Annotated in this window: 13 protein-coding genes and 3 pseudogenes; 9 read left to right on the top strand and 7 right to left on the bottom strand. The window is 59.3% G+C overall.

Annotated features, from left to right (window positions below):
- Positions 1 to 7: 7 nt before the first annotated feature.
- From H621_RS0126005 to H621_RS0125980, 6 genes are all read left to right on the top strand, one after another.
- Positions 8 to 1,420 carry an alginate O-acetyltransferase gene (locus H621_RS0126005; protein WP_028946188.1) on the top strand — a complete coding sequence of 471 codons (1,413 nt, stop codon included), beginning with the start codon at positions 8 to 10 and terminating at the stop codon, positions 1,418 to 1,420.
- An 82-nt stretch (positions 1,421 to 1,502) separates the two neighbouring features.
- On the top strand, positions 1,503 to 2,990 hold the full coding sequence (locus H621_RS0126000; RefSeq protein WP_028946187.1) for an MBOAT family O-acyltransferase: 1,488 nt from the start codon (positions 1,503 to 1,505) through the stop codon (positions 2,988 to 2,990).
- A 12-nt stretch (positions 2,991 to 3,002) separates the two neighbouring features.
- Positions 3,003 to 4,175, top strand: a complete 1,173-nt coding sequence (locus tag H621_RS0125995) for an alginate O-acetyltransferase (protein ID WP_028946186.1) — start codon at positions 3,003 to 3,005, stop codon at positions 4,173 to 4,175.
- Between the two features lie 10 nt (positions 4,176 to 4,185).
- Entirely contained in the window at positions 4,186 to 4,833 is a 648-nt protein-coding gene (locus H621_RS0125990; protein WP_028946185.1) for an alginate O-acetyltransferase AlgF, read from the top strand.
- Positions 4,834 to 4,842: 9 nt separating this feature from the next.
- Positions 4,843 to 5,949 carry a mannuronate-specific alginate lyase gene (locus H621_RS0125985; protein WP_028946184.1) on the top strand — a complete coding sequence of 369 codons (1,107 nt, stop codon included), beginning with the start codon at positions 4,843 to 4,845 and terminating at the stop codon, positions 5,947 to 5,949.
- 95 nt (positions 5,950 to 6,044) lie between these two features.
- Positions 6,045 to 7,502 carry a mannose-1-phosphate guanylyltransferase/mannose-6-phosphate isomerase gene (locus tag H621_RS0125980; RefSeq protein WP_028946183.1) on the top strand — a complete coding sequence of 486 codons (1,458 nt, stop codon included), beginning with the start codon at positions 6,045 to 6,047 and terminating at the stop codon, positions 7,500 to 7,502.
- Positions 7,503 to 7,761: 259 nt separating this feature from the next.
- Here H621_RS0125980 and H621_RS28340 read toward each other — a convergent pair.
- Positions 7,762 to 8,358, bottom strand: a pseudogene (locus H621_RS28340) (tetratricopeptide repeat protein); the annotation flags it as partial.
- Positions 8,358 to 8,432 (bottom strand): annotated as a pseudogene (locus H621_RS28635) (protease); the annotation flags it as partial. The pseudogenes H621_RS28340 and H621_RS28635, both read right to left, overlap by 1 nt.
- A gap of 147 nt (positions 8,433 to 8,579) precedes the next feature.
- Here H621_RS28635 and H621_RS0125970 point away from each other — a divergent pair.
- From H621_RS0125970 to H621_RS0125960, 3 genes are all read left to right on the top strand, one after another.
- Positions 8,580 to 9,533 carry a TAXI family TRAP transporter solute-binding subunit gene (locus H621_RS0125970; RefSeq protein WP_028946181.1) on the top strand — a complete coding sequence of 318 codons (954 nt, stop codon included), beginning with the start codon at positions 8,580 to 8,582 and terminating at the stop codon, positions 9,531 to 9,533.
- Positions 9,534 to 9,611: 78 nt separating this feature from the next.
- Positions 9,612 to 11,636 carry a TRAP transporter permease gene (locus H621_RS0125965; protein WP_028946180.1) on the top strand — a complete coding sequence of 675 codons (2,025 nt, stop codon included), beginning with the start codon at positions 9,612 to 9,614 and terminating at the stop codon, positions 11,634 to 11,636.
- A complete protein-coding gene (locus H621_RS0125960; protein ID WP_028946179.1) occupies positions 11,633 to 12,019 on the top strand; it encodes a DUF1850 domain-containing protein in 387 nt (128 codons plus the stop codon). The genes H621_RS0125965 and H621_RS0125960 overlap by 4 nt, the downstream gene beginning before the upstream one ends.
- A 1,980-nt stretch (positions 12,020 to 13,999) precedes the next feature.
- Here the strand turns inward: H621_RS0125960 and H621_RS27590 are convergent.
- From H621_RS27590 to H621_RS0125935, 5 genes and pseudogenes are all read right to left on the bottom strand, one after another.
- A pseudogene (locus H621_RS27590) lies at positions 14,000 to 14,164 on the bottom strand (transposase); the annotation flags it as partial.
- A 943-nt stretch (positions 14,165 to 15,107) separates the two neighbouring features.
- Positions 15,108 to 16,652, bottom strand: a complete 1,545-nt coding sequence (tnpC, locus tag H621_RS0125950) for an IS66 family transposase (RefSeq protein WP_036990429.1) — start codon at positions 16,650 to 16,652, stop codon at positions 15,108 to 15,110.
- Positions 16,653 to 16,670: 18 nt separating this feature from the next.
- Positions 16,671 to 17,030, bottom strand: coding sequence for an IS66 family insertion sequence element accessory protein TnpB (gene tnpB / locus H621_RS0125945; RefSeq protein WP_028946177.1), 360 nt, complete (start codon positions 17,028 to 17,030; stop codon positions 16,671 to 16,673).
- 603 nt (positions 17,031 to 17,633) lie between these two features.
- The gene (locus H621_RS29360; RefSeq protein ID WP_156905663.1) at positions 17,634 to 17,897 is read right to left on the bottom strand and encodes a TetR/AcrR family transcriptional regulator C-terminal domain-containing protein; all 264 of its coding nucleotides are present in this window, start codon (positions 17,895 to 17,897) and stop codon (positions 17,634 to 17,636) included.
- A 311-nt stretch (positions 17,898 to 18,208) separates the two neighbouring features.
- Entirely contained in the window at positions 18,209 to 19,192 is a 984-nt protein-coding gene (locus tag H621_RS0125935; protein ID WP_028946176.1) for an IS5 family transposase, read from the bottom strand.
- Positions 19,193 to 19,276 lie beyond the last annotated feature (84 nt).

Raw genomic sequence — 19,276 nt, 5'->3', positions numbered from 1 at the left:
GTGTTCAATGAGCCGCTTCGCCCAAGCCTGGCGGATGTCTGCAGCGATTGCGACGCTTTTCGCCAGCTCCCTGAGCCTGGCCGCCGAGGCGCCGGAATACGCGATCGAGCGCTGCTGTCAGATCTGCCCGCAGGCGCTGCAGGACAGCAGCTACCCCGGTGATCTGGGCGATTTCCGCCAACTGGTGCAGGGGCAGGAGGACTGGCTGTTCCGCAGCAAGATCGACTTCATGACCAACATCGGGACCACGCCCGAGGGATTCAAGCTGCTACAGGATCTGCGTGATGCGCTCAAAGCCAGGGGCGTGGAGCTGGTGATGGTCTACCTGCCACCCCGTGGCCTGCTCGTCACCGAAATGCTTCGCCCCCAGGACCGCAGCAACTTCAATGCCGAACTGTCGCGCAAGAATTACCTGGCGACCATCGAACATCTTCGCGGCCTGGGCATACGTGTGCCGGACCTCTCCTCGCTGCTGGCCCATCCGGCCGAGGTGCGCAGCAAATTCTTCTTCAAGCGCGACAACCACTGGACACCGCAAGGTGCTGAGCTGGCCGCGCAATTGCTGGCCGCTGAATTGAGTAAATCGGACGTCTTCAAGGGGATTGCGCGCAAGGAGTTTGCCACGCGCACGGAAGGTAACCTGTACAAGGTCGGCTCCCTTAACCAGGCATTCGGCAAAATCTGTGGCAATGGTTACGCCAACGAGTATTTCACCCGCGCAGTGACCGAGCCCAAGGAAGAGAGCGCCGAGCTGTTTGGCGATACCGAAGCGCCCGATGTGGTGCTGGTTGGCACCAGTTTCAGTTCCGCGCAGTACAACTTCGACGGTTTCCTCAAGCAGTACGCCCGCATCGACGTCGACAACCGCTCGGTGACAGGCGGTGGCTTCCACAGTGCCATGCTGCAGTACCTCGGCAGCCAGGACTTCCAGGACAAACCGCCGAAGGTGCTGATCTGGGAGGTCAACAGCTATTACGACCTGGCCATGGCGACGTTCTACCGCCAGGTCATGCCCCTGTTGGATAACGGTTGCCGGGACGTAGCGGCGACCCTAGGCCAGAAGATGGCCCTGCGGCCAGGCAAGAACGAGGTGTTGGTCAACACTGGGGTCAAGCCGATCCGCAGTGAGGACTCCGTCGTCGAGATCCAGTTCAGCAAACCCGTGATCAATGAGTTGCGCAGCACCATCTGGTACATGACCGGCTCCAGGGAAAACCTGTTGATCAGTCGGACACGGGAAGTGGAGCCGAACGGTCGCTTTGTTTTCCGCTTGCGTGAGGACGCCGAGTGGGCGGGGCAGACGCTGCTCTCCCTTGAAATCGACATGCCGGCAGACATGCCCCAGGGGCTGCAGGTCGAAGCGAAGATCTGCCGCAGGGCGGATAAACCTGAAACCGTGATGCAAGCCAAGGCCAATTGACCCGAGGGCGCCTTGCGCCGGGTTGTGTCCGGCGCATGGGCTCCTCAGGGCAACGATGATCATTCAAACGGAGATTGAGGGCGTGGTCTTTTCTTCCAACGTGTTCCTGTTCCTGTTCCTGCCGATTTTCCTCGGCTTGTACTACCTGGTCGGGACGCGCTATCGAAACCTGCTATTGCTGGTCGCTAGCTACATCTTCTATGCCTGGTGGCGCATCGACTTTCTGGCGCTGTTCGCGGTGGTCACCGTGTTCAACTACTGGATCGGCCTGCGCATCGGCGCGGCCGGGGTGCGCACGAAAACAGCGCAGAAATGGCTGCTCGTCGGCGTGGCGGTGGACCTCTGCGTCCTCGGCTATTTCAAGTACGCCAATTTCGGCGTCGACAGCCTCAATGCCATCATTACCTCATTCGGCATGGAGCCCTTCGTGCTCACGCACATCCTGCTGCCGATCGGGATCTCGTTCTACATCTTCGAGTCCATCAGCTACATCATCGACGTCTACCGCGGCGACACCCCGGCCACCCGTAACCTGGTGGACTTCGCAGCCTTTGTGGCGATCTTCCCGCACCTGATTGCCGGCCCGGTACTGCGTTTTCGCGACCTGGTGGACCAGTTCAACCACCGTACCCACACGGTGGACAAGTTCGCCGAAGGCTGTACGCGCTTCATGCAAGGCTTCATCAAGAAGGTCTTCATTGCTGACAGCATCGCGCCCATCGCCGACCACTGCTTTGCGCTTTCCGACCCCAGCATGGGCGACGCCTGGCTTGGCGCCCTGGCCTACACTGCGCAGCTGTACTTTGACTTCTCCGGCTACAGCGACATGGCCATCGGCCTCGGCCTGATGATGGGCTTCCGCTTCATCGAGAACTTCAACCAGCCGTACATCAGCCAGTCGATTACCGAGTTCTGGCGACGCTGGCACATCAGCCTCTCCACCTGGCTGCGCGACTACCTGTACATCAGCCTGGGCGGCAACCGCGGCACCACCTTCCAGACCTACCGCAACCTGTTCCTGACCATGCTGTTGGGCGGCCTGTGGCACGGCGCCAACTTCACCTACATCCTCTGGGGCGCCTGGCACGGCGCCTGGCTGGCCATTGAGCGCGCCCTGGGCGTGGACGCCGCGCCACGGGTGCTCTACCCGCTGAAGTGGGCCTTCACCTTCCTGCTGGTGGTGATCGGCTGGGTGATCTTCCGCGCCGAGAACCTCGACGTGGCCTGGCGCATGTACGCGGCCATGTTCAGCTTCGCCGACTGGCAGCTCTCCGAACTCTTCCGCGCCCAGCTCACCAGCTTGCAGATCGCCACCCTGGTGCTGGCCTATGTCGTGCTGGCCATCTTCGGCATCCGCCAGTTCCACGCCCAGCCGCTGGCCGGCGCACCCAAAGCCAGCGTCCGTGAAGACCACGACGGCATCGCCATCAACGCCAACGGCAGCGCCGCCGTGGCGCGTCTGCGGATCGGTGCGGTGGCCTTCCACACTGCCGTGCTGCTGCTGTTCACCGTTTCGGTGTTGAAGCTCTCGGCGCAAAGCTTCTCGCCCTTCCTGTATTTCCAGTTCTGAGGGGAACCGACGATGAACAGAACCTTGAACCTGCTTTACAGCCTGCTTTTCTGCAGTTTGTTGCTGGCGTTGTGCCTGTGGTCGCTGCGCGCGGTATTCGGCTTTTCCGCAGCCAGCGAAACCAGCGTGCTGGACGGCAAACTGACGCAGGCCTTCGAGAAGCACTACGACGCCGAATTCCCGGTCAAGCAACTGGGCACCAACCTCTGGGCGCTGGCGAGCTACACGCTGTTCGGTGAAGGCCGCCAGGGCGTGGTCATCGGCCAGGACGGCTGGCTCTTCTCGGACGAGGAGTTCAAGCCTGCGACCCAACCCGATCAGTTGCAGGACAACTGGCGGTTGGTGAACGCGGTACGGGTGGAACTCGAGCGTCGCGGGGTGACGTTGGTGCTGGCGCTCTTGCCAGCCAAGGCCCGTCTCTATCCGGAGCATCTGAACGACGATCGCCCCGCGCTGGCCCAGCAGCACCTATACCCAAAGGCCCACGAGATGATGCGCCAAACCGGGGTGAATGGGCCGGATCTGTTGCCTGCCCTGCGGCAGGCGAAGGCGCAGGAACCGGTGTTCCTGCGCACCGATACCCACTGGACTCCCTTCGGCGCCGAAGTCGCGGCCAGGAGCCTGGCGGAGCATCTGGCGCTGCAGGGTATCTGGCAGCATGGCGACCAGACCTTCGTCACCGAGGCTGTCGACAGCCGGGAGCACAAAGGTGACCTGCTGAGTTTCCTGCCCTTGGAGCCGTACTTCGCCGACCTGCAGCTACCGGCCGAGCAGCTGCGCTTGCGCCTGACCCGGGCCGCCGAGGGGCAGGAGGAGAGCGCCGAGGATGCGCTGTTCGTCGATGCCCAACCGGCGATCGCCCTGGTCGGGACCAGCTACAGCGCCAACGCGAACTGGAACTTCGCCGGTGCCCTGAAACAGGCCCTGGGCAGCGATCTGCTCAATTACGCCGAGGAGGGCAGGGGCCCGCTGGTGCCCATGCTGAACCTGCTGCAGCAGGGGGATAAAGAGCTCGCCGGGCTGCGCCTGGTGATCTGGGAGTTTCCCGAGCGCTATCTGATGCTACCCAGCGACCTGTCCAAGCTCGACGCGGCCTGGCTCGCCCGGCTGCGCAACGACGAGAAAGCGGCCGACCGCGCAGCGCTGCAAACCGCCACCGGCCCTGAGCCCATCCTGCAACCTTAGGAGAATCTGTATGTCCCTTTTTTCCTCGATGCCCTACACCCTGCGCCTGGGCAGCCTGCTGCTTGGCCTGTCCGCCCCGTGGGCAATGGCTGACGAAGCGGCGCTCTACGGTCCGGCGGCACCGAACGGCTCGGCCTTCGTGCGCGGCTTCAACGCCGCAAGCAGCAGTTTTGACGCCAACCTCGGCCCTGTCCGCATCAACGACCTGGGCGCCAAGAGCAGCAGCGATTTCGCCTTTTTGCCGGCCGGCAGCTACACCGCCAACGCGGACGGCAAGAGCCTGGCGGTGAAGCTCGACGCCGAGCGCTACTACACACTGGTGCAGATGCCGAGTGGGAAGCTGGAGCTGGTGGAGGAGCCGCCGTTCAAGAATCACCAGAAGTCGCTGCTGCGCCTGCAGAATCTTTCCGACACCGCCCTGTCGATCAAAACCGCCGACGGTCGTACCGAGGTCATCCACCCGGTATCGGCCAACGCCCGAGGCGAGCGCGAGATCAACCCGGTCAAGGTGCGCCTGACGCTGTACGCCGGCGACCGCAAGATTCGTGACCTCGACCCGCTGGTGCTGGAGCGCGGCGAAGTGGTCAGCCTGTTCGTCACCGGTTCCGCCGACAAGCTGTCACCGGCCTGGGTCAAGCGTCCGGTCGCGACCAACTGAGGAATGGCTATGAAACCCAGCCTGATCTGTACGCGGATGGCGCTGACCGGCCTGGGCCTGCTGTTGGTCGCCGGCTGCAGCAAGCCCCTGGAAGACAACGCGGGTGCCCGCCTGGTGCCGCCCAGCGGCTTCTACCTGGCCGCGCCGCCCCCTACGGGAAAGAAGCCGGCCTGCGCCGGGGCACCCGGGCCCTACACGGGAGACTTGCAGTTTCCGAGCAAGTACGAAGGCTCGGACTCGGCCAGGGACAAGCTGAACCCGCAGGCCGCGGCGCGCTACAAGCGGCTGACCGGCGAGGTGCGTGCGCTGGAAAGCGGCGTGAACAAACTGGTCGGCAAGTATCTGGAGGACGGTCGTCAGGAGTACGCCGACTGCGCCCTGGCCTGGTTGAACACATGGGCCGAAACCGACGCGCTGCTCAGCCGAAACTACAACCACACCGGCAAGTCGGTGCGCAAATGGGCGCTGGGAAGTCTGTCCTCCGCCTATCTGCGGCTGCAGTTCTCCCGGTCCGCACCCTTGCGTGGGCATGAGGCCGAAACGCGCGCCATCGAGCAGTGGTTCGCCCGGCTCGCCGACCAAGTGGTGCAGGATTGGAACGAGCAACCGCGCGAGCGACGTAACAACCACCAGTACTGGGCCGCCTGGGCGGTGATGGCAAGTGCCGTGGTGCTCGACCGCCAGGACCTGTTCGACTGGGCGATCGAGCAGTACCGCCATGGTGTGGAGCAGGTCGACGTCGAGGGCTACCTGCCGCTGGAACTGTCCCGGCACACCCGGGCACTGGCCTACCACAACTACAGCCTGGGGCCGCTGATGATGATCTCGGCATTCGCCCAGGCCAATGGAGTAGACCTGCGTGGCGACAACGGCGGTGCCTTGCAGCGACTCGCCCGGCGGGTCGAAACGGGCGTGCACAACCCGCGCCTTTTCCAGGCCCGGACCGGCTACCCGCAGGAGCTGGAAGATTTGCAGGAGGACGGCAAGTTCGCCTGGCTGGAGCCCTATTGCACACTTTATCGCTGCTCGGCCGAGACCGACGCCTGGCGGCGATCCCTGGAACCCCTGGAGACCTATCGGCTAGGAGGGAATGTCACCCAGCTGTTCAACCCCTGATTGCATCGATGCATCCAATTTCCCGGTTGTCCGAGGCAAGGCCTCCGCGGGGACACGTATGAATTTGAAATGGAACTTTAATGGAGGCGTCTCCCATGATTCCGGTAATCCTTTCTGGTGGCAGTGGTTCCCGCCTGTGGCCCCTGTCGCGCAAGCAGTATCCCAAGCAGTTCCTCGCCCTGACCGGCGAGCTCTCGCTGTTCCAGCAGACCCTGCAGCGCCTGGCCTTTGAAGGTATGCAGAGCCCGCTGATCGTGTGCAACCATGAGCACCGCTTTATCGTCAACGAGCAACTAAAGGCGATCGGCGTCGAGGGGCACTCGACACTGCTCGAACCTTTCGGCCGCAATACCGCGCCGGCCGTGGCGATGGCCGCCTTGCAACTGCTGGCCGAAGGCCGCGACGAACTGATGCTGGTGCTGCCGGCCGACCATGTGATCGAAGACACGCCGGCGCTGCACCAGGCGCTGGAAGTGGCGCGCGGGGCGGCCGAGGAAGGGGAGATGGTGCTGTTCGGCGTCCCGGTCGCGCGCCCCGAGACCGGCTTCGGCTACATCAAGGCGACCCGCGCAGGTGACGCCGGCGGCGTCTATCCAGGCACCTACCGGGTCAGCCACTTCGTTGAAAAGCCCAATGCAGAACTGGCCCGCGAACTCGTCCGCGCGGGTGGCTATTACTGGAACAGCGGCATGTTCCTGTTCCGTGCCAGCCGGTATCTGGACGAGTTGCTCAAGCATGCGCCGGACATCTATGACACCTGTGCGCTGGCCATGGAGCGCAGCCATCGCTTCGGCAATACCATGAGTATCGATGCCGACGCCTTCGAGTGCTGCCCGGACAACTCCATCGACTACGCGGTGATGGAGAAGACCTCCCACGCCTGCGTGGTGCCGCTTGCCGCCGGCTGGAACGACGTGGGCAATTGGTCCTCCCTTTGGGAAGTGCATGAGAAGGACCAGGCCGGCAACGTGCTCAAGGGCGATGTGATGAGCCACGACAGCCGCAACAGCTTCGTACACAGCAGCGGCAAGCTGGTGGCCTTGGTCGGTGTGGACGATCTGGTGGTAGTAGAAACCAAGGATGCCGTGATGATCGCCCACAAGAATTCGGTTCAGGACGTCAAGGCACTGGTCAACAGCCTGGATCTGGAGGGGCGCACGGAAACCCAGAGCCATTGTGCGGTAAATCGTCCTTGGGGCTGCTACGACTCGGTGGACAACGGCATTCGCCACCAGGTCAAACGCATCACCGTGAAACCCGGCGCGCAGTTGTCGCTGCAGATGCACCACCACCGCGCCGAGCACTGGATCGTGGTATCCGGCACCGCCCGGGTGACATGTGACGACAGGGTGTTCCTGCTGACCGAGAACCAGTCCACCTACATCCCGATCGCCTCAGTGCACCGCCTGGCCAACCCCGGCAAGATCCCGCTGGAGATCATCGAGGTGCAGTCCGGTAGCTACCTGGGTGAGGACGACATCGAGCGCCTGGAGGATGTCTATGGACGGACCGGCGAGGCGCTGGTGGCAGCCAAACTGGTCGCCGGCGCTTGAGCCAAAGCACCGGAACGAGCCAGCAGGTTCATGCACACCGAACCCTTGGCTGAGTACCGCTGCGCGTCAGGTGCTGCTCAATGCAGCGCTTGAGCGCGCGCAGCGTTGCAGATGTAACCTGACGCCGGCTTTTGCGTTCTGTCGTTGGCCTGGCCATCCAGCGGATTGAATGTTCCTTACAGAAATTCCCGAGGGAGGGGAAGTCTAAGCTGGTGGAAACCTCCAACAGCCCGAGGAAATGTCCATCGGATGATCGTCTGTCGACATCGGCCAATTTGACTGTCACCGGCAGATCAGACACGGTCATGCTACTAACCGCCAGCGGTTCCGGTGGACGGACGTGGGGCGGGCGAAGACGAACACGCTGTCGCCGGGCGGTGCCTTGTTCTAGAGACCCGCGGCGAGGTCAACGCGTACTTTGAGCGGTGCGTCGATTTTGGCTACTGACGTTTCGGTGACTTTGCTGCCGCTGGCCCGCAGACGCTCGGTGGCGCGCTCGATCCCGCCTTGCAGTGCGTCACGGGATTTGTCTTCCGGCGGTGGTTGTTCGAGCAACCGGCCCCAGTAATCGATTGCTTCCTGATACCGCTCACCTTCAAATGCGGCGATACCGAGCATACCGAGGCTGCTGACTTCCTTCGGATTGGCCTTGAGCGCTTCGTCAGTCAGGGTCTGGACCTTGTCCAACCACTTTTTGCCATTGGCGAAGTACTGGGCCTGGGCCCATTGCCCCAACAGCTCGGGCTGACGACCGACAAGGTTCACCTACCGGCACCAACACGGCGACAAGCAACGGCAAAGGTTTGCCAAGTCGCGAATCCTGCGACGCGGCGACGCCTTCGGTATCTGCGAACAACCAGTCAGTTCCACCTGCTCAAAGCCATCAGTGACCAGAAAGGCCACGCGTTTGCCATTAAGTTGTGCACTCATGATGTGATCTTCTTTTATCGATAGACCTGAAGTAAGAGGCCTACTGCAAGGAAGCAACGTTCAATCTGGCGGTAATCCCAGTCGTCTTTTGTCCATTCGACTACAATCCGGACGTCGAATAATCATAACAATCATGGAGTTCTTCTTATGCGATCGAGCATGCGCTTGGGACTTTTTGCCGCCGCAGCGGCCTTCACCGCCAGTACTGCTGTACTGGCTGCCCCCGCCTTTATCAACATCCTCACCGGCGGCACCAGCGGGGTGTATTACCCCATTGGCGTCGGTCTTTCGCAGATTTACAGCAACGGAATCGAGGGTTCAAAAACGTCGGTGCAGGCCACCAAGGCCTCGGTTGAAAACCTCAACCTGCTTGAGCAAGGACGAGGTGAGCTGGCATTTGCCCTGGCCGACTCTGTTGCCGACGCCTGGAATGGTGACGAAGAGGCGGGCTTCAAAAAGCCGCTGAAAAAATTGCGGGCAATCGCCAGTACTTACCCAAACTACATCCAGATCGTGGCGAGCGACGAGTCAGGCATCAAGACCTTGGCCGACCTCAAGGGCAAACGTATTTCGGTAGGGGCGGCGAAGTCTGGCACCGAGCTCAATGCACGGGCGATCTTCGCGGCTGCGGGCCTCAAGTATGAAGACATGGGCAAGGTCGAGTACCTGCCATATGCCGAGTCGGTCGAGCTGATCAAGAACCGCCAGCTGGATGCCACCTTGCAGTCCTCGGGCCTGGGCATGGCAGCCATCCGTGATCTGGCCTCGACCATGAAGATCAGCTTCGTGGCCATCCCCTCAGAGGTGGTGGCTAAAATCGGCAACCCGGCCTATCAGGCCGGCATGATCCCGGCGGGTACCTACGACGGGCAGGATGCCGATGTCCCGACGGTAGCCGTGGCCAATATTCTGGTCAGCCAGGAGAAGGTCTCCAATGACGTGGCCTACCAGATGACCAAGCTGATGTTCGAAAACCTCAAACGCCTGTCTACCTCCCACTCGGCAGCCAAGGACATCACGCTGGAGTCAGCGACCAAGAATCTGCCTATCCCGCTGCATCCGGGTGCCGAGAAGTACTACAAAGAAGTGAACGCACTGTAAGCCACAGCGTATTCGCCGGTCGGGCCAGACAGCACCTGGCCCGACCTGTCGCAGGTTTGTGATCACAGAGGTCCTCCCATGAGTCAACAACCACAGGGCCTGGCGGCCGCCGTTGGCAACTGGCCAAAGGGGCTGTTTTTTGTCGCCCTGGCCTTCACGATATTCCAGATCGTCACCGCAGCCTTCCACCCATTCTCGACCCAGGTACAACGCGCCGGCCACGTCGGCTTCTTGCTGATGCTGGTGTTCCTCAGTTACCCGGCGTTGGGCAAGGCCCGGCCCTTCCAGCCAGTTGGCTGGTTGCTGGCGCTGCTGGGCATGGGCACGGCGTTGTACCAGTGGTGGTTCGAGGGCGACCTGATACAGCGCTCGGGCGAGCTGACCCAGGCCGACATGGTTATCGGACTGATCCTGATCGTCATGGTCTTTGAAGCCGCGCGCAGGGTCATGGGCATTGCCTTGCCGCTCATCTGTGGGCTGTTTCTGGCCTATGGCCTACTCGGCGAGCACCTGCCGGGCGACCTGGCCCATCGCGGCTATGGCCTGGACCAGATCGTCAACCAGTTGTCATTCGGCACTGAGGGCCTGTACGGCACACCAACCTATGTATCGGCCACCTATATCTTCCTGTTCATTCTGTTCGGTGCCTTCCTCGAACAGGCGGGGATGATCAAGCTGTTCACTGACTTCTCCATGGGCCTGTTCGGCCACAAGGTGGGCGGCCCGGCCAAGGTCTCGGTAGTGTCCTCGGCGCTGATGGGCACCATCACGGGTTCCGGGGTGGCCAACGTGGTCACCACCGGGCAGTTCACCATTCCGTTGATGAAGCGCTTTGGCTACAAAGCGGCCTTTGCCGGCGGGGTAGAGGCTACGGCCAGCATGGGTAGCCAGATCATGCCGCCGGTAATGGGCGCTGTGGCGTTCATCATGGCAGAAACCATCAACGTGCCTTACGTCGAAGTGGCCAAGGCAGCATTGATTCCGGCGTTGTTGTACTTCGGCTCGGTGTTCTGGATGGTTCACCTGGCGGCCCGGCAGGCCGACCTCAAAGGCTTGCCCAAGGACCAATGCCCCAACGCCTGGACCGCGGTGCGTGACCGTTGGTATTTGCTGATTCCGTTGTTCGTACTGGTGTATTTGCTGTTCTCCGGACGCACGCCGTTATTCTCGGGCACCGTGGGCCTGGCCCTGACGGCGATTGTCATTCTTGGTTCAGCCCTGATACTCAAGGTATCGAACAACGCCCTGCGGGTGGCCTTCTGGGTGGCGCTGGGCGTGCTGTGTGCCGGCTTCTTCCAATTGGGCATCAGTGTGATCTTTGCGGTGATCGCAGCCCTAGTCGTGGTCTGCTGGTTCGTCAAGGGCGGGCGCGGTACCTTGTTGATCTGCTTGCACGCCTTGGTTGAAGGGGCCCGGCATGCGGTACCGGTCGGCATTGCCTGTGCCCTGGTCGGGGTGATCATCGGGATCGTCAGCCTGACCGGTGTGGCAACCACGTTTGCCGGTTATATCCTCGCCGTTGGCCAGGACAACCTGCTGCTGTCGCTGGTGCTCACCATGCTCACTTGCCTGATATTGGGCATGGGTATTCCGACCATTCCCAACTACATCATTACCAGCTCCATTGCCGCGCCTGCGCTGCTGGAACTGGGTGTGCCGCTGATTGTGTCGCATATGTTCGTCTTCTACTTTGGCATCCTTGCCGACCTTACCCCGCCGGTGGCGCTGGCCTGTTTTGCGGCGGCCCCGATCGCCCGGGAGTCAGGCCTGAAGATCAGCCTGTGGGCGGTACGTATCGCAGTGGCCGGGTTCGTTGTGCCGTACATGGCGGTGTATAACTCGGCGCTGATGCTGCAAGGCGATAGTGTGTTGGCAAGTGTCTACATGGTGTGCAAGGCAGCGCTTGCCATCGGGTTGTGGGGCGCGGCGTCGATCGGTTACCTGAACGGGCCGCTGGCCTGGTGGGAGCGGCTGCTGGCATTCGCCGCCGGCAGCTTTTTGATCCTGGCGCTGCCAATTACCGACGAAGTGGGCTTTGCCTTGGGCCTGCTGGTGATCGGCCCGCACTGGTGGCGTACCCGCAGGGGCAGGGCGCTTGCATGATTGGATTGTGCCTGGGACTGGCTGGCGTGGTGTGGAGTGAGTTGCCGCTTACCCACTTCACCCTGGCCTGGAACCACAGCATTGAAAAAATCCGCTGGGAGGAGGACTACCGCGTCACCCCCTCGGGCCTGGTGTTGGGTCAAGCGCGGGTCAAAGGCTCTGGCGCGGGCATGGAAATCCCCGACGACGCTCGCCTGCATGACGGTAGTTGGCATTACCAGCGCCGACTGCCGCCGTTGCAACCCCTGCGCCTGGGCCGTACCCCTGAGGCTGGAGACTACCTGTTGTGTGTGGATGGCCAGTGCAAGGCCCTGAGCCTCTGGCTAGGGCCACCACAGACGCGCCAGCCCGCAGTGGAGTTGTGGAGTTGCGAGCAGGGCTGAGCTACGAGGCAATGGTTGTGGAATTGCATTGTCGACGCAACCTTCACGCGGCTTGGGGGTGATTCCTTTACTCAGTAGCGATGAGGATGTTCCTTCATTGACACAGGGCTTGGTGGATGGCCCCGAAACGCCCTCGGGCACTTATTACCTGGGCTGCCACCCGCCATGCGGTACACGAATAAGCAACTGTGGCGCGCACACAATGGGAGCCTGCGAGCCGTCGACGTTAGTGAATAGCGTGACATCCAGACTCAATAAAGCGTTGCCAGTGGAGGGCATTTCGACCTTGAACCATCGCTCGCACTCGGTGGCCAGTTGGCATGCCAAATCATGGAGTGTTAAAGCGTTTTCTGTAGCCGCCAGGGCATCGTCACTTGCAAGTTGCACATTGTTCGCCAAGAGGATGGGCAGATCGATCCAAAGTCCGGCACCGCCTCCTGCGGGTGCGGCGCTTTCAACGCTGTACACGATTGATATTTGCAGCAAGCGTTCCTTGGCTGCGGAGCTGGCGGCCTGCGCAAATGGAGATAGTGCTCTCTCAATCGTGTCTGCGAGCGAATCGTTTGAGGCGAATGTGTACCTTGGCATAGTGATTAAGGGCACGACTGGAGAGGCGAATGAAACGTCCGGGGTCTGGTATATCAGCCCTCGGTTAGTCTTCAAGCCGCTGGCACCGCCAAGATTAGCGTTGCGAACGATCCACCACCTCGAGATCGCCGTTTGGCGAGTCGCCACGTCGAGGCTTGGCCAGACGAACTCCAGACTTCCTGCGACCGCGTCAGGCAGCTGCGCATAATCGTAACTGGCAACGAACCAGCATGCTCCACTGGTTGGCGCATCCAGGCCTGCAGGTGATAGGGGCCCGTGGATTTGACCATTGATGATGGGCCAAACGATGTTCACCTTGTCACATTGGCCGCTGACGTACTCACCTTGGGCAAACAACTGAAGGGTCGGTTGTTCATCGAATGCATTCGAGAAGTTCAGGACGTAGCCCGTGCTTGTTTGTCCCGCCGGTGCGTCATCGCGGACTGCGGTACGGGCCACTAGGCCTGGATGGCCAGGCCATGCCGCCCAAGCGGAAGTGACCCGCGATATCTGGTCGAGAAGAGCCTTGATCACTTGATGAGGGGTAGGCGAGTCTGACTTCAACTCAAACGCATCCAGCAACGTGCTGGAGAGTGGTTGATTGTAAGTGAGCCTCACCCACAACTCGTCTTGTGCTTCGTGCTCCGGCAGAACCAGGCGCGTCGAGTAATTCCATCGCGGCTCGGGCGGGCCCAAAGCGTCGGACGGAGCCGGTGCCGTTTGCTCGGCGTGTTGGGTCTGAAGGACGGGGGAGGCGGGGAATGCGCGCACCGGTACCGGTACATTGATCACACCTAGCGATAGGGTAAGCGGATCGTCTTTATGCTCTAGTACGAAGCCAAGCCATTGCGATGGGGTGTAGCCGAATGCTGATTCCGAGTCGTTGAAATGGTGCTCGACGCGTGCAGAGTAGGGCAGCTCGAGATCCTGGTTTGCTTCACCGCCTGCGCGCGCTGCAGTCACCAGGAAGTTGAGAAGCCCAGGGCTCGATGTGGTGCTGGCAGTGATTGGAAGCTTCATCGCATAAGCAGTCGAGAGCGAGGTCAGTACGCTTTGTTCGAACAGGTCTTGAGCTGCTGCCAGGTTACCCCCTGTTGTTGAGGGGAATACCGGGCCTACTCCGTTAGCGAGTGCCTTCGCGAAAACGGCCTTGAGGCCCATCAAGCTTTGGTAGTCGTCACTATCAAACGCGGCGAATTCGGCGCAACTGGCCGGCGCTAAGATTTCATCGAAAGCTGAAAGAAAGATTCGCGCCCATGCGTCGACGTCAACGTCGCTAAAAGTTTTTGATGTGTATGTCGGTGAGAGCGTATTTGGGTCATAAGTGGGTACTTGAGCGGGTCCGCCCATCAGTTCTGTGGTGAGTGGAAGCAGGGTGAAGTATCTCGCCTGCTGCTGCCGCTCCTCTTGAGGTTTGCTGTAGCGCTTTATCCAGGCATAGAGGCTACGCGTCGGCACACCGAGACGTGCCGCTACATCAGCGACAGGCAGCTGCTTTTCGATCACTTGATTGACCGCTTGGATTTTGAATTCTTCGGGGTAACGTGGGTTGCTCATGGCACCTCCTAATTGGCCTCAGTTTAAGGCAAAGAGGTGTCTACGAAACCAGGGGCGATTCAAGGAGCAAGATCCAGGCGAGCTACTCGCGGACCTTGATATGGACAGTACTTCATCGGGTAAGCATCATGGTAAGCACTGAGGACTCAATCACATAGATACAAAACGCCTCCTGATGCTAGCGAAGCAAGGGACTGCACGGCGAGTGCACGAGTTCCACCGTGGAACTTTATGAGTCAGGGGCAGGCAATGGACCGTGATGAGGGCGGCCACATGGTCGACATTACTTGAGTTGTTGGCCTGACAGCAGGCGATGCAGCCCGGGTAAGCGTAAAGTGCTCGAGTTCCACGGTGGAACTCCTTGCTTCCACGTGGGTGCATGGCTGCCCATACTGACCCATACCTTCAGCAGGAATAAGCATGGGTCGGACCAATCCTTGGTGATACCTGTCTACTCCTAATGTAAGCGCTCCATGAACCCCACATTCAAAGTCGCCACCTATCTCAGACGCGGTGCCCCATATTTCTCTACCTGTGGCACATAAATAGCTCACTTACTATTTTGCTGGCATAAGAATGCCAATGCTTGGCTATTTTAGTGGCGCAAAAATGCCAAAGTTTGGTTATTTCAGTGGCACAAAAATGCCAAGGCCAGGTATTTCAGGTGACACAAAAGAAGGGCCCTATTTCTGTGGTATTTCAATGCCACATAAATGCCACGAAAATGCAGAAGTACGCCCTATCTGTGCTCATGTGAGCCATTTGGGACCTGTACCGGGGGTAGGACAATTTTTGTACCGGGGGTAGGATTTTCTGTTTTACAGGGCTTTGGAGGCCCAAAAAATGTCCCGAATCTATTACGTGCATGGTGGATTTGGCGGTACAGCAAAGGACGTCGGGTCCCGTTAGGGTACGATCCATTACCCCATGAGAGGGGTCAGGTTTAACGAAGTATCTCTGGCGAGCAGTTCCACGGCAGCAGTGCTTCATAGTCCGCCACCGACTGCGCATGTGGTAACTGTTCCAGTACGTGGCGTAGCCACGTATAAGGCTCTTGGCCGTTGACCTTGGCGGTCTCCACCAGACTGTAGATCTGAGCACTGGCGGTAGCGCCTTTGGGCGTGTCGCTGAACAGCCACGCCTTACGACCGATAACAAACGGTTTTATCGCCCTTTCGGCTGCATTGTTGTCGATAGGTAAAAAACCGGCTTCTACATAACGCTCCAGCCGGCTCCAGTTGCTGGCCAGATAATTAATGGCCTTACCCAGCACACTTTGTGGTGTGACTTGGGGCTGTGTTTTCTCCAACCAGCTTTTCAACTGAGCCAGGATTGGTACGCTCTTTTGCTGACGGCCGATTAAACGCTGTTCATCATCGCCGTCCTTGAGCTCGCGCTCGATGCCATACAGCTTGTTGATCATTGTAAGGGCGATATCGGCACGTCCCGTCTTGCCCTTTGGCTGCACTTTTTGTGCGTCGACGAACTTGCGCCGGGCATGGGCCATGCACGCCAGACGTTCCACTCCGGGCTGTAATGCCAAGGCGTTGTAACCCGCATAATCATCGGTCATAACATAGCCGCGATAACTTTCCAGCAGACGCAACGGAACCTCCTGCGCACGGCTGGACGTGTACTCGAACAACACGACTTTGCGATCTAGCGTGCCGCTGGCTTGTACCCACATCCAGGATTGGCTGGTCGGGTCTCGACCTGGCTCTTTCAATACTTGAACACGGGTTTCATCGCAGTGGATCATCGGGCTTTCCAGTAATCGGTCGCGCATTAAGTTCAGCAGTGGCTGAAAGTGCTCGCTGCACTGCATCACCCAGCGCGCCAGTGTTTGCCTTGGTATATCGATACCGTGTCGACTTAACACCGTCTCGAAGCGATGCAGCGGCAAGCCATCGACGTACTTGGTGGTCAGCAACATGGCCAGAACGCTTGGGCTGGCCATGCTCTTTTCGATCAGTTGAGCCGGTTTGTCGGCGGTGACCGGTGCCGTTTCGCAGCCACGGCAACCGTAAACCTTGCGGATATGTTTGATGACACGAATCTGCATCGGCACGATATCCAGCTGTTCGCTGATTTCTTCGCTGATCACGTGCTTGCGGCAACCGCAGGCACAGGTCAGTTCGTGCTCGGGTAGTTCGTGGATGACCTCGACACGCGGCAGCTCAGCCGACAATGCCTTACGTTTTCCTCGGCGCGGCCCCGGGGAAACGACTTCCTCTTCAGCATCGCCGATCAATGGCATTGGCTCGCTTTCAGGCTCATTGAACAGTGCAAGTTGCGGCGTATTGGGCTGCGCTGTCTGCTCGGACTTACGCCCGAACAAGCGGTCGCGCAACAGCTTGATCTGTCCTTTCAGATCGACGATGTGAGCCTGATAAGCCTGGGCAACTTCTTCCTGGCGACTGAGTGCCTCAAGCAGCATCTGCTTGAGCAAAACGGGGTCATCAGGAAGATCGTCGGGCAGAGAAATCATGGCCCGGATTATACCGGGTCAGGCTACGTAGCGTGGAGTCAAAACCTGGTGAGGACGGTTGCGCCACAGGTCAAAACCGTCGAGCAGCCAGTTCAGTTCCTGGACGGTCAGAACGATCACTTCATCACTGAGGTCAGGCGATGTTTTGAATCGCTCGGACTCCAAGCGCTTAAGCCAAAGGCAGAAGCCGTTGCGCTCCCAGTACAAAATCTTCACGCGGTTACGGGGCTTGTTGAGAAAAACGAAGAGCACGGGATCGAACACCGCCACTTTTATGTCCAGCTCGACCAGCGCAGCGAGGCCATCAATGGACTTTCTGAAGTCCACGGGCTTGGGGTAGAGATACACTTTTTCAACTTTGAGATCGGGTCGCATCATGGCGAACTGGCTCCTGAGGAAATCGGGAGCACAGCATCCGGCATCAGCTAAGCGCTTTGAATGTGGGGTTCATGGAGCGCTTACGATGTAAATCGCTAATCCTACTGATCGGAGAGCAGTAGCGGGTGTCAGTTGGGTAATGTTCCATACCTCGATCCAGTAATCTCACTGGACGCTGGCGATCGGCCACGCTTCGTTGATGAAGGAACACAACGCATGCACGCCCCCCTTGATTCGATGCCGGCGGTGCTTGACCGGCAAATCGCTAGTGAAGATAAGGATGCTTTCGGGCATCGTTATTTTGCTCAGGCCCTTCGCAGCCTAGTGTCCAAGCAGCATCAGCCCCCTTCAGTATCGGTTCTTTGGTAGGTTTGCGGTAAGCGTCCGGCGATCTCACATTGAATTTTGGCTTTGTATTTTCCAGTGTGAACGGACGCTGAACTCACCGGAGTAATGCGTAAACTGGCAATCGATATACGTGTCAAGTTATCCCGTTATGAGTCGGGGTTCGATTGCTCAGCGTAATAGCTATCTCTCACATGATCACAAGCCATTGGAAGCGGTGCCAGCGTTTGGCGTCGTTGAACTTTGGCTCTCAAAGCTTCATGGCTTGGATATAGGTACTCCATAGGCGAGAAGAAAAGCCTCCACAGCCCGCCCCGTGGTAGCCCGAATCTTTGCCTTACTTTCCGACTTCGAGGTCGAGAACAGGAAGTGATCGATCCATTCAGCTTCAAGCAACGCTCGCATATGGAGTACTGCTACCTCTGGGTCTGATTGTCGCAGTTGTGTCGTGCAGCCAGCGAGGAGGGCGGTGAAGAATAATGCGAGTATTGCTGAGGGTTGATTAGGTCTGGTCAGGAGCATGGCTATAGCACTGCGCCTTTCCAAATGACTCGAGCAAGCGCCAGGTCCCCCATTGACTCTACTTGCGAAGCATCGATTAGAGGCTCATCCCGGTCGTTGCTGGCTGGTTTCATGCTTATCTGTTCCTAGGTTGTTTTATCGCACCAATGTGAAGAAGCAAAAGCATTTACGGCAGGGTGCCATAAAATCCTGTAGGGAAACTCCGAACAAGTTACTCATCATCCGGAAATGGACGGCTTGGGAACGCCGAAAAGCCCGATTTTCAGACGCTGATTATTGGATAACCAAGGCAACGCCTTGGTTATCTGCCCTCACGGGCGCACCTCTCCCGCACCAGACAATAATTGGCGGCGTGCCATCCACAGATTCGACAGGGCAAACAGCGTGGTCAATTGCGCCGTATTCCTGGCCAAGCCACGGAAGCGGGTCTTCACATAACCGAACTGGCGCTTGATCACACGAAATGGATGTTCGACCTTTGCTCGCACCTGCGCTTTGACCTTCTCGATCTTGCGTCTGGCTTTGTAGAGCACGCTGCGTTTGCTCAAGTGCTTGTAGGTGCTACGACGAGCCGCAATCTGCCAGATCACCGGCCGCCCCTCATGCTCCGGCCGTTTCTCGACGCCGGTATAACCCGCATCGGCACAGACAACGTTTTCATCGCCATGCAACAGGTGGGCGACCTCTGTTACATCAGCCACATTCGCCGCTGTGCCGTGGACGTGGTGCACCAGGCCCGACTCAGCATCGGCACCGATATGCGCCTTCATGCCGAAGAAATACTGATTACCTTTCTTCGTCTGGTGCATTTCAGGATCGCGTTTACCTTCCTTATTCTTGGTCGAACAGGGAGCGTTGATGATGGTGGCATCGACGATGGTGCCCTGGCGCAACGACAGACCCTTGTCTCGCAGGTAATTGTTGATGGTTTCCAGAATCCCCGAGGCCAGTTCGTGCTTCTCCAGCAGGTGCCGGAAATTCATGATTGTCGTGTCTTCGGGGATCGGAGCACTGAGCGTCAGGCGAGCAAACTGGCGCATCGAAGTGATCTCATAAAGCGCCTCTTCCATGGCTGGGTCGCTCAACGAGAACCAGTTCTGCAGCAGATGAATACGCAGCATGGTTTCCAGTGGATACGGCTTGCGACCACCGCCGGCCTTTGGGTAGTGCGGCTCGATCAATGCCACCAAACCGCTCCACGGTACCACCTGCTCCATCTCGGCCAGGAAACGCTCGCGACGGGTTTGCTTGCGCTTACCGGCGTACTCGAAATCGGAAAAGCTCATCTGACTCATGGGATGGAGGGCTTGTAGAGGGCAGTTGGACGGAGGGCTATTTCAGCACAGGTCAGACGGCCTGTGCTGACTTGATCGGAGAAT

It is taken from the genome of Pseudomonas vranovensis DSM 16006, assembly GCF_000425805.1.
GTDB classification, from domain to species: domain Bacteria; phylum Pseudomonadota; class Gammaproteobacteria; order Pseudomonadales; family Pseudomonadaceae; genus Aquipseudomonas; species Aquipseudomonas vranovensis.
This window is presented reverse-complemented; position numbering and strand designations above follow the sequence as displayed.

Bases quoted from the DNA above. Each gene is read 5' to 3' on its own strand.
- H621_RS0126005 (WP_028946188.1), top strand. From the start codon at position 8: ATGAGCCGCTTCGCCCAAGCCTGGCGGATGTCTGCAGCGATTGCGACG.
- H621_RS0125995 (WP_028946186.1), top strand. From the start codon at position 3,003: ATGAACAGAACCTTGAACCTGCTTTACAGCCTGCTTTTCTGCAGTTTG.
- H621_RS0125990 (WP_028946185.1), top strand. From the start codon at position 4,186: ATGTCCCTTTTTTCCTCGATGCCCTACACCCTGCGCCTGGGCAGCCTG.
- H621_RS0125985 (WP_028946184.1), top strand. From the start codon at position 4,843: ATGAAACCCAGCCTGATCTGTACGCGGATGGCGCTGACCGGCCTGGGC.
- H621_RS0125980 (WP_028946183.1), top strand. From the start codon at position 6,045: ATGATTCCGGTAATCCTTTCTGGTGGCAGTGGTTCCCGCCTGTGGCCC.
- H621_RS0125970 (WP_028946181.1), top strand. From the start codon at position 8,580: ATGCGATCGAGCATGCGCTTGGGACTTTTTGCCGCCGCAGCGGCCTTC.
- H621_RS0125965 (WP_028946180.1), top strand. From the start codon at position 9,612: ATGAGTCAACAACCACAGGGCCTGGCGGCCGCCGTTGGCAACTGGCCA.
- H621_RS0125960 (WP_028946179.1), top strand. From the start codon at position 11,633: ATGATTGGATTGTGCCTGGGACTGGCTGGCGTGGTGTGGAGTGAGTTG.
- tnpC (WP_036990429.1), bottom strand. From the start codon at position 16,652: ATGATTTCTCTGCCCGACGATCTTCCTGATGACCCCGTTTTGCTCAAG.
- tnpB (WP_028946177.1), bottom strand. From the start codon at position 17,030: ATGATGCGACCCGATCTCAAAGTTGAAAAAGTGTATCTCTACCCCAAG.
- H621_RS29360 (WP_156905663.1), bottom strand. From the start codon at position 17,897: ATGCTCCTGACCAGACCTAATCAACCCTCAGCAATACTCGCATTATTC.
- H621_RS0125935 (WP_028946176.1), bottom strand. From the start codon at position 19,192: ATGAGTCAGATGAGCTTTTCCGATTTCGAGTACGCCGGTAAGCGCAAG.